The organism is Streptomyces phyllanthi (assembly GCF_009377205.1).
In the GTDB taxonomy this organism is placed as follows: Bacteria; Actinomycetota; Actinomycetes; order Streptomycetales; family Streptomycetaceae; genus Streptomyces; species Streptomyces phyllanthi.
Genome location: NZ_VJZE01000356.1, coordinates 1 through 9771, shown reverse-complemented (window position 1 = coordinate 9771; position 9771 = coordinate 1). Strand labels below are relative to the sequence as shown.

General features: G+C 70.6%; 11 protein-coding genes. All 11 read left to right on the top strand.

What is annotated here, in order from left to right:
• Window positions 1-20 precede the first annotated feature (20 nt).
• Window positions 21-737 carry a Flp pilus assembly protein CpaB gene (cpaB, locus tag FNH04_RS33985; protein WP_152789700.1) on the top strand — a complete coding sequence of 239 codons (717 nt, stop codon included), beginning with the start codon at window positions 21-23 and terminating at the stop codon, window positions 735-737.
• 60 nt (window positions 738-797) lie between these two features.
• A complete protein-coding gene (locus FNH04_RS33980) occupies window positions 798-2414 on the top strand; it encodes an AAA family ATPase (RefSeq protein ID WP_152789699.1) in 1617 nt (538 codons plus the stop codon).
• Entirely contained in the window at window positions 2414-2830 is a 417-nt protein-coding gene (locus FNH04_RS33975) for a TadE/TadG family type IV pilus assembly protein (protein ID WP_152789698.1), read from the top strand. Before FNH04_RS33980 ends, FNH04_RS33975 begins: the two co-directional genes overlap by 1 nt.
• Before the next feature lie 68 nt (window positions 2831-2898).
• Window positions 2899-4239, top strand: coding sequence for a CpaF family protein (locus FNH04_RS33970; protein WP_152789697.1), 1341 nt, complete (start codon window positions 2899-2901; stop codon window positions 4237-4239).
• Window positions 4240-4279: 40 nt separating this feature from the next.
• Window positions 4280-5221 carry a type II secretion system F family protein gene (locus FNH04_RS33965; RefSeq protein WP_152789696.1) on the top strand — a complete coding sequence of 314 codons (942 nt, stop codon included), beginning with the start codon at window positions 4280-4282 and terminating at the stop codon, window positions 5219-5221.
• 19 nt (window positions 5222-5240) lie between these two features.
• Window positions 5241-6131: a DUF5936 domain-containing protein gene (locus FNH04_RS33960; protein WP_152789695.1), complete on the top strand. Its 891-nt coding sequence runs from the start codon at window positions 5241-5243 to the stop codon at window positions 6129-6131.
• The gene (locus tag FNH04_RS33955) at window positions 6131-7468 is read left to right on the top strand and encodes a sensor histidine kinase (RefSeq protein ID WP_152789694.1); all 1338 of its coding nucleotides are present in this window, start codon (window positions 6131-6133) and stop codon (window positions 7466-7468) included. Before FNH04_RS33960 ends, FNH04_RS33955 begins: the two co-directional genes overlap by 1 nt.
• A complete protein-coding gene (locus FNH04_RS33950) occupies window positions 7461-8234 on the top strand; it encodes a response regulator (protein WP_152789693.1) in 774 nt (257 codons plus the stop codon). Before FNH04_RS33955 ends, FNH04_RS33950 begins: the two co-directional genes overlap by 8 nt.
• An 87-nt stretch (window positions 8235-8321) precedes the next feature.
• Entirely contained in the window at window positions 8322-8558 is a 237-nt protein-coding gene (locus tag FNH04_RS46815; protein ID WP_194236903.1) for a hypothetical protein, read from the top strand.
• Complete coding sequence (locus tag FNH04_RS33945; RefSeq protein WP_152789701.1) at window positions 8555-9169, top strand: pilus assembly protein TadG-related protein; 615 nt, start codon at window positions 8555-8557, stop codon at window positions 9167-9169. Before FNH04_RS46815 ends, FNH04_RS33945 begins: the two co-directional genes overlap by 4 nt.
• A 15-nt stretch (window positions 9170-9184) precedes the next feature.
• Window positions 9185-9771: hypothetical protein (locus tag FNH04_RS33940; protein ID WP_152789692.1), on the top strand; the 587-nt coding region annotated here is incomplete at its 3' end.

Sequence of the window (9771 nt, the reverse complement as noted above, 5' to 3'; positions counted from 1 at the left end):
CGATCGAGGTTGTCCGCGTCATGAACTCACGCCAGCGCCGCGGCGTCATCCTGCTGGTCCTCTCGGCCCTGTGCGCCCTGGGCGCGTTCGCCGGAGTGCTCTCGGTGATCCGCGACGTGAACTCGAAGGTCGGTCCCGAGGTGACGGCGTACCGCCTGAAGAGCGACATCGCGCCGTACAAGGAGCTGTCGGCGGGTCAGTTCGAGAAGGTGTCGATGCCCGAGCGGTGGCTGTCCGGCACGGCCGTCACCGACCTCGCCGAGATCCGCGGGAAGATCGCCGTCACCCAGCTGGAGAAGGGGTCGCTCCTCCAGACCGACATGATCGTGGACCGCCCCGAACTGGAGCCGGGGCAGCAGGAGATCGCGATCATGATCGACGCGTCCACCGGCGTGGCCGGAAAGATCAACCCCGGCTCCCGGGTCAACATCTTCGCCACCTTCGAGGCCGACGACAGCGACAAGGGCGTCGACCAGTCCAAGCTGATCGTCGCCGACGCGCGCGTCCTCGACGTCGGCAAGCTCACCCCTCTCGACCCCGACCAGTCCAGCAACGACCGCCGCCGTACGGCCACCGAGGCGGTCCCCATCACCTTCGCGCTCGACACGGCGGACGCCCAGCGCGTCGCGTACGCCGAGTCGTTCGCCGAGCACGTCCGGCTCGCCCTGGTCGCGGGCGGCGACGACACCGGCGTCTCGCCGTCGGACCGTACGTACACCCTCGACGAGGACAAGTAGGAGGCCGCGCATGAGGTCAGTACGTACCGTTCCGCCGCACTCCGGGGCGAGGTCCGGCCGATGACCATCCGTATCCTCCCCGCCGTCGGGGACATCGACTCGGCCCGCGCCCTGAGCACCCTGCTGAGCCAGCTCGCGGACGCCGAACCGGCCGCCCCCGTGCCGGACTCCACCGCCCTGCTGGACACCCTCGCGCGCCTGGCCGCGGAGTCCCTGGACGAGCTGCCCGAGGTCGTCCTCGTCCACGAGCGGATCGGCCCGGTCCCGGCCCTCGACCTCATCCGTGATCTGGTGATGCGCTTTCCGGCGGTCGGCGTCGTCCTCATCACCGCCGACACGAGCACGGGCGTGCTGACGGCCGCCATGGACTCCGGCGCCCGCGGCATCGTCACGCTGCCCCTCGGCTACGACGCCCTCGCCGAACGCGTCCAGGCCGCCGCCTCCTGGTCGGCCGGCATGCGGCGCCACCTCGGCAGCGGTACGCCCGAGCTGTACACGGGACCGGGCGGCACCGTCGTCACGGTCACCGGGGCGAAGGGCGGCGTCGGCGCCACCGTCACCGCGGTCCAACTGGCCCTGGCGGCCCGGGCGTCCGGCCGTACGGTGGCGCTGCTCGACCTGGACCTCCAGTCCGGCGACGTGGCCTCGTACCTGGACGTCCAGTTCCGGCGCTCGGTCGCCGACCTGGCCGGGATCGCGGACATCAACCCGCGGGTCCTCCAGGAGGCCGTGTACGCCCACGACTCGGGCCTGTCCCTGCTGCTGGCCCCCGCCGAGGGCGAGCGCGGCGAGGAGGTCACCGACCGGGTGGCCCGCCAGGTGCTCGGCGCCCTGCGCGCCCGCCACGACATGGTGATCGTCGACTGCGGCTCGCAGATGAACGCGGCCACCGCGGCGGTGGTGGAGATGGCCGACCAGGCGCTGCTCCTCGTGACCCCGGACGTGATCGCGGTCCGCGCCGCGAAACGCATGGTCCGCCTCTGGGACCGCCTCCAGATCCGCAAGGCCGAGGAGACGCTCACGGTCGTCAACCGGCACTCCAGGAACACGGAGATCCAGCCCTCCCTGGTGGAGAAGGTCACCGGCACCAAGGTGACCCGGACCTCCGTCCCGGCCGCCTTTAAGGAACTCCAGTCCGTCGTCGACGCGGGCCGGTTGCAGGACCTGGACGCCCGCTCGACCGTGAAGCAGGCGCTGTGGACGCTGGCGGGGGAGCTGGGGCTGGTCGTGGTGCACGAGGGCGGCGGCGGCCGGCGCCGCAAGCCGTCCTCGGACCGGGGAGCGCTCGTACTCCGCAGGAAGGGCGGTGACCGGGGGTCCGTCACCCTGGAGTTCGCCGGGATCTTCCCGCTGCTGCTCGCGGTGATGGCGATCCTCTGGCAGTGCGTGCTGTACGGGTACACGTACTCGATCGCCGGGAACGCGGCGGACGAGGCGGCCCGGGCGGGCACGGCGGCGTACGCGGTGGACCCGGGGAACTACCAGGGGCCCTGCCAGGCTGCCGGCAGCGAGGATCTGCCGGGTGCCTGGAGCGGCGCCGACATCAACTGCGAGGTGCAGGGCTCCATCATGAGGGCCACGGTCACCGCCCCGGTCCCGCTGTTCTTCCCGGGCTTCGACCCGGGCTGGCCGGACGTCCAGGGCGAGGCCGGCGCGGCGCTGGAAGGTGACGGCTGATGAGAGCCCTCGCCGAGCGGGCGCGAGCGGCACTCGCCGAGCGGGCGCGGCGCGGACCCGGGCGCCGGCTACGGGACGACCGGGGCGCCTCCATCCTGGAGTTCGCCGGGTTCCTGCCGATCCTGCTCGTGGTCGGGATGGCCGCCATCCAGCTCGGGCTCATCGGGTACGGGATCAACCAGGCGGGTACCGCGGCACGCGCGGCCGCACGGGCCGAGTCCCTGGAGCCCGGCACGGGCGCGGCGGCGGGCGTGGCGGCGGCCAGTTCGTGGCTGGACCCGAATCCGGTGCCGGGAGGCGGGGGCGACCTCACCACCTTCTCGGTCACCGTCACCGTCCCCTCCGTCATCCCCCTCTTCGACGACGTGGACGTGGAACGCAGCGTCACCATGCCCACCGACACCGACCCCGACTGACCCCCTCACCCGACTGACCCCCTCACCTCACTGATCCCCCGTACTCCCGAGAGGAGCTGACCCAGAAGATGAGCCTCCGATCCCGTATCGCCGCCCCCGAGGAGGGGGAAGCCGGACGCGAGGACGGACACCTCGTGGCCGTCTACCGCGCCAAGCTCCTCGAGGAGATCGACCTCGCCGAGATGTCGAGCCTGGCGGCGGCCGAACGCCGCGCCCGTCTGGAGCGCGTCCTCGGCCACATCATCAGCCGGGAGGGACCGGTCCTCTCGTCCGCCGAGCGGTCCCAGCTGATCCGGCGGGTCGTCGACGAGGCGCTCGGCCTCGGTGTCCTGGAACCCCTCCTCGCCGACGCCTCGATCACCGAGATCATGGTCAACGGCCCGGACTCCATCTTCGTGGAGCGCGCCGGACGGGTCGAACAGCTCCCGCTCCGCTTCGCCTCCACCGAGCAGCTGATGCAGACGATCGAGCGCATCGTGTCCACGGTGAACAGGCGGGTCGACGAGTCCAACCCCATGGTCGACGCCCGCCTCCCCACCGGAGAGCGCGTCAACGTGATCATCCCGCCGCTCGCCCTCACCGGCCCGACCCTCACCATCCGCCGCTTCCCGCGCGCCTACACGCTCCCCGAACTGATCGGGCTCGGCTCGCTCGACGAGCAGATGCTGATGCTGCTCGCCGCGTTCGTCCGCGCCCGCTTCAACGTGATCGTCAGCGGCGGTACCGGCACCGGCAAGACGACCCTCCTCAACGCGCTCTCCGGGCTGATCCCGTCCCACGAGCGCATCATCACCATCGAGGACTCCGCCGAGCTCCAGCTCCAGCAGGAACATGTGATCCGCCTGGAGTCCCGCCCGCCGAACATCGAGGGCAAGGGCCAGATCACCATCCGCGACCTGGTCCGCAACTCGCTCCGTATGCGCCCCGACCGCATCATCGTCGGTGAGGTCCGCGGCGGTGAGACCCTCGACATGCTCCAGGCGATGTCGACGGGCCACGACGGCTCGCTCGCCACCGTCCACGCGAACTCCGCCGAGGACGCCCTGATGAGGCTCCAGACCCTCGGCTCCATGTCCGAGGTGCTCATCCCCTTCGAGGCGCTCAAGGACCAGATCAACTCGGCGGTGGACGTGGTCGTCCAGCTCACACGGTTCGCGGACGGCTCCCGCAAGGTCACCGAGATCGCGCTGCTCGTCTCGCACGGCCGCGAACAGTTCCGTATCGCCACGGTCTCCCGCTTCGTCCCGCAGCCCCTCGGCGCGGACCGCGTGGTCCACGGCGACTTCGAGCACCTGCCGCTGCCGCGCCCCGTCGCGGAGAAGCTGTACGTGGCCAACGAACCGCTGCCGCCCGCGTTCGGCGTGGCCGACGCCCTCGACGTACTCACCACGAGGCAGGCCATCGGATGACCAGGACGCACGAGCCCGTGAACACGAAGGGGTGCGCCCCATGAACAACCCCACCCTGCTGGCCCTCGGCGCCACCGTCCTGTGCTGCACCCTCGCCGTCGCGGGCGTGCACACGTTCGCCTCCGGCCGTGCCCAGCGCCAGGCCCTCGTCGACCGGCTCGCGGGCGGCGCCCCCGCCCGTACGGTGGGCGGCCGCGTCCGCCGTTTCACGGGTGTCGACCGGCGCCTGCGCCGCACCCGTCTGGGCCGGACCATCAACCTGCGCCTCTCCGCCACCGGACTCGACCTGACGGTGGGGGAGTTCGCGATCTACGTCACCGCGGTCGTCGTCGCCCTGTGGCTGATCGCCGCCGCCACCCTGGCGCCCTTCTTCGGCCCGGTTGCCGCCCTGGTCGGCGTCTGGAGCGCGGCCATCTTCCTGAACTGGCAGCGCCAGAAACGTATCGAGGCCTTCATCAACCAGCTGCCGGACGTGGCACGGCTCATCGCCAACGCCACGGCCGCGGGCCTGGCCCTCCGTACGGCGCTGGCGATGGCGGCGGAGGAGCTGGAGGCCCCGGCCGGCGAGGAACTGGCCCGGGTCGCCGACCAGCTGACCCTCGGCCGCTCGATCGACGACGCCCTCGGCGAACTGGCCGAACGCCTGCCGTCCCGCGAGCTGATCGTCCTCGTCACCACCCTCGTCCTGTCCAACAAGGCGGGCGGCTCGGTGGTCAGCTCCCTGCGCAACCTCACCCAGACACTGGAGGACCGCAAGGAGACCCGGCGCGAGGTCCGCACGATGCTCTCCGAGGTCAACGCGACCGCCTTCACGGTCCCGTTCCTGGGCCTCGGCTCCCTCGTGCTGATCAACTCCTCGAACGAGGGCGCCCTCGCCCGGGTCACCGGCTCCCCGCTCGGCCAGATCCTGGTGCTGGTCTCACTGGGCCTCTACACGGTGGGCTTCTTCGTCATCCGCCGCCTCGGCAAGATCGAAGTGTGAGAGGGGAGTCGAGACCGTCATGCTGCCCCTGCTGCTCGCCCTCCTGACGGCCGTCTCGGTCGCGGGCGCCTTCCTCGGCGTCCGCATGATCCGGGCCGAGGCGAAACTCCCCGGCGACCTGGCCCTCGCCCTGGAGGTGGGCGCGACCCGGGTCTCCAGGACGGGCTCGGCCGTCGACCGCCTCGGCATGCGCTTCGCGCCCCTCGTGCTGCGCCTGATGGGCCCGCGCCGCGTCGACGCCAAGCGCCGCCGTATCGACATGGCGGGCAACCCGGGCGGTCTGACGCTGAACAGGTACGCGGCCCGCCGGGCCGTCTACGGCATCTTCGGCGCCTTCATGGGCCTGGTCTTCCTCACCAACGACCGGCCCCTCCTCGCCGCCGGGACCTTCGCCTTCGGTCTGCTGGCCGCCGACGCGCTGATCTGGCAGGCCATCCGCGAACGCAAGGACGTCATCGACCGCACGCTCCCCGACTTCCTCGACGTGCTGGCGGTCGTGGTGTCCGCGGGCCTCGGCTTCCGCCAGGCACTGGACCGGGTCGCGGAGAGATACGAAGGGCCCTGGGCGGACGAACTACGCATCACCCTGCGCCAGATGGACATGGGCGTCAGCCGCCGCCAGGCCTTCGACGAACTCCGCAAGCGCAACTCCTCCGAGCAGGTCGCCCAGTTCGTCTCGGCGCTGCAGCAGGGCGAGGAACTCGGCTCGCCCATCGCCGAGACCCTCATCCAGCTCGCCACGGACATGCGCCGCACGGACGCCCAGAACGCGAGGCGCCGCGCGGCGAAGACCATCCCCAAGGCCACCCTGGTGACCCTGGTCTTCATGCTCCCGGCGACGATGATCCTGATCGCGACGGGCATGTTCCTCGGCTCGGGCACGAACTTCGGCGACATCCTGGGCCGCTGATGAGACGCCGTCTGCTCCAGCCGCGCCCTCAGGACAGCCCGGGTTCCGCCGACGGCTACCTGGCGGACGACGTGCCCGCCCCCGCGAGCATCCGCCTGCAACTGAGCGCCCTGCAGGCGTTGTGCCGCCAGACCTTCGCCGTCCGCCTCACCATGCTCGTGATCGGCACCCCGTTCGCGATGGCCAACACCACGGACGGCCCCTCGGGATATGCCGTCCTCACCGCCGGGGTCCTCGGCACCATGGGCTCGTACGCCATGCTCAGGGACTGGGACCGCTTCGGCCCCCGCCTCCTCGCGCACCCCACCCTGATGGCCCTGGACCTGCTCTTCGGCGCGGTCCTGCTCCTGACGGCATCCCCGGCGTCGCCCCTCGCGTACGCGACGGTGTGCACCCCGCTCCTCTCCGGCCTGCTCTACGGCTGGCGCGGCGCCGGAGTCTTCACCGGCCTGCAACTGGCGGTGCTCCTCACCGTGTACCGGGCTTGGCAGCACCACCCGGGCGCGGGCACCAGCACCCTCCTCGTCGCGGGCTTCTGTGTCGCGGCCGGCATCATCGGCGTGACCCTGCGCAACCTGATGTTCCGCTTCGGTACGGCCACCCGGGCACTGTCGGAGGCCACGTCCCGTCTGGCCGTGGCGGAGGCGGTCGAGTCCGAGCGCGCCCGCCTGGCCCGGGAACTGCACGACTCGGTCGCCAAGACCCTGCACGGCCTGGCCCTGGCGGCGGAGGCCCTGGCCACCTCGGCGGGCCGGACGGCCGACCCGGACGTCCTGCAACAGCAGGCCACGCTGGTGGCGTCCGCGGCCCGCCGGGCGGCCTCCGAGTCCCGCGACCTCCTGACGGATCTGCGCCACCACACGGACCTGACGACCCGGCCCCCGACGGACCTGATGACGGACCTGATGACGGAGCTGACGGCGAGGACCGAGGACTTCACGTCCCGTACGGCGCTCCCGGTACGGCTGCGGCGCACGAGCACCACGCCCCCGCCCCTCTCCCACGAGGCGACCCACGACCTCCTGGCGATCGTCTCGGAGGCTCTGGAGAACACACACCGCCACGCACGGGCGACGGAGGCCGTGATCGAGGTGGAGGCGTCCGCCGGCGCCCTCCGCCTCCGCGTCACGGACGACGGAGTGGGCCTTCCACCCGCCTTCACGGTCGACCAGGCGGTCGGATCCGGCCACTTCGGGCTGCTGGGCATGACGGAGCGGGCGGCGAGGATCGGCGCACGGCTGCAGGTGACGCGTCCCGCGGCGGGCGGCACGGAGATCACGATCGACCTCCCGCTGCCCACCCACCACACTCCCCGACAGGAGGCCGCCCATGCCTGACCAGGCACTTTCCGGCCCGCCCCTCCGCGTCCTCGTGGCCGACGACAACCCGGTCGTCCGCGCGGGACTCGCCGCGCTGCTCGGCGCGCACCCCGACATCGAGGTCGTGGCGGATGCGACGAACGGCGAGGCGGCAGTCCGCAAAGCCGCCGACTGCCGACCGGACGTGGTCCTGCTGGACGTCCGCATGCCCGGCACCGACGGGCTGACCGCACTCCCCGGACTGACCGCGTTGGCCCCCGTGATGATGCTGACGTACAGCCGAGAACCCGAGGTCGTGGCGGAGGCGCTGCGCCGGGGCGCGAGCGGCTATCTGGTCCACGGCGAGTTCACGGCGCCCGAACTGATCACGGCCGTACGGGATCTGAGGGAGGGCAGGCCGACGATTTCCCCCTCGCTGACAGCCGCCGTCCGTGTCTCGTCTTCGCTTGGCGTTTCGTACGAACCTTCACACGAAAGTCACGAAGTCGCTTCGCAGGTGCAACCGGTTGTGGCACAGTCGTCGAAGACTCGATCCACAGCCGCGGCGCCGCTGCGTCGCCGGGTCCCCGACCGTCCGGCCTTCGGCCTGAGTTCAAGGGAGGTGGAGGTGATGGACCTCATCGCGTCCGGCATGAACAACCGTCAGATCGCCGCCACCTGCTTCATCAGCGAGAAGACCGTGAAGAACCACATCAACCGCATCTTCGCGAAGCTGCACAGTTCCTCGCGCAGCGAAGCGATCGCCCGTTGGCTCGGGACCGCTCGGGAGGGGTGGAGCCGATGAGTCCGATTACGGGCCCCCGCCGGGGAAGTTGGGCCCCTGGACCCACCCGGGGTAGGCGGATTCTCACGTACCGTGCTTATGTCGGCAGTGGCATCGGGCGAGAGGGCGGACGCGGTGAGCAGGTTCGGTGGGTTTGGCGACTGGAAGCGGACCGTTGTCTCCCGGATGCGGGGGAGGGCGAGGGACGCGGGCGCCGGGTTCGTGGAGTACGCGGGGATCATGATCATCGTGGCGGGGATCTTCGTGATGATCGATGGGCTGGGGCTGGACGGCCAGATTTCGGGAGCGATCGCCACAGCCGTCGGCAACGTGATCGGCGGCTGACCCCCACGCGTCTGCGCGGCGACACGGGGCAGACTCTCCCGATCTACATCTGGTTGACGACGATTCTGCTCTTCGCCGCGCTCGCCTTCTTCGCCTTCGCCCAGGCGGCGTTCGCCCGCAACGGGGCCCAATCCGCAGCGGACGCTGCAGCGTTGGCGGCGGCGCAGGAGGCGCGGGACGAACTGGTGCTCAAGCTCGGAGACGCCGTCGGCGGGGACGACAACTGGCTGGACTGGCTGGAACTACCGGATGACATACAGCTCCCCGACAACGGAGCGCCTGCGGCCGAGCTGTTGGCAGCGGAGAACGACTCGACCGTCCAGGTAGGACCCGAATATGTCGTGGTCGACGGTTATCCCGGGTTGCGCGTCGGCATCCAGACGGACTACACCGTCGGCGACTCGATCATCCCTGGTACAGAAGGCATGCAGGCAACGGCCGACGCCACGGCCGTCATCCAGCCACGTTGCGAGTTCGCCGTGGACGCGGATCCCACGAAGCCCGTGACCCTGGACTGCGACGGCCAGACTGTGAACATCGACCCTGAAGATTTCGATTTGGACGACCTCCCCGACGCCTCCGTGATGTTCTCTGTGCGTCTGGCCGAGTGAGAGGAAGCCGTACCGATGAACTTTCGGCACACCATGAAGGTCCGCAGGACAGTGACCGCGGTGGTGATCGCCAGCGGCTTGCTCCTCACGGTGGCCGGTTGCGGTGGAGGGGACGACGGCGGTGGGGAGAAGAACACTTCGTCCTCGGCTCCTGCCAAGGATGACAGCGGAGACGGCAAGCAGGAGTCACAAGCGCCGCAGTCGGACACAGTGCTCGCCGAGGTCAAGGGGCAGGACGGACTGACGCTCGCGATCACATCCGCCAAGCGCGATGGTGGAGGCTTCGTCACCGTCGAGGGGACCGTGACGAACAACACCGGCAAGGTATGGGTCGCGGCGGACTGGCGGAGCGACGAGACCGAGCTGGCCAAGAACGCCGGGTCGATTTCCGGCGCCAGCCTCATCGACCAGGAAGGGAAGAAGAAGTACCTCATACTGCGCGACACCTCGGGTCGCTGCCTGTGCACCCAATTCACCGGCGGCGTCCGTGACGGCAACACCACCCAGTGGTACGCCCAGTTCCCCGCACCCCCCGACGGCACCACAAAGGTCGACTTCCAGGTAGGCGCCATGCCCCCCGCCTCCATCGAACTCTCCGAGGG

Bases quoted from the DNA above. Each gene is read 5' to 3' on its own strand.
- FNH04_RS33950 (WP_152789693.1), top strand. From the start codon at position 7,461: ATGCCTGACCAGGCACTTTCCGGCCCGCCCCTCCGCGTCCTCGTGGCC.
- FNH04_RS33965 (WP_152789696.1), top strand. From the start codon at position 4,280: ATGAACAACCCCACCCTGCTGGCCCTCGGCGCCACCGTCCTGTGCTGC.
- cpaB (WP_152789700.1), top strand. From the start codon at position 21: ATGAACTCACGCCAGCGCCGCGGCGTCATCCTGCTGGTCCTCTCGGCC.
- FNH04_RS33960 (WP_152789695.1), top strand. From the start codon at position 5,241: ATGCTGCCCCTGCTGCTCGCCCTCCTGACGGCCGTCTCGGTCGCGGGC.
- FNH04_RS33975 (WP_152789698.1), top strand. From the start codon at position 2,414: ATGAGAGCCCTCGCCGAGCGGGCGCGAGCGGCACTCGCCGAGCGGGCG.
- FNH04_RS33970 (WP_152789697.1), top strand. From the start codon at position 2,899: ATGAGCCTCCGATCCCGTATCGCCGCCCCCGAGGAGGGGGAAGCCGGA.
- FNH04_RS33980 (WP_152789699.1), top strand. From the start codon at position 798: ATGACCATCCGTATCCTCCCCGCCGTCGGGGACATCGACTCGGCCCGC.
- FNH04_RS33955 (WP_152789694.1), top strand. From the start codon at position 6,131: ATGAGACGCCGTCTGCTCCAGCCGCGCCCTCAGGACAGCCCGGGTTCC.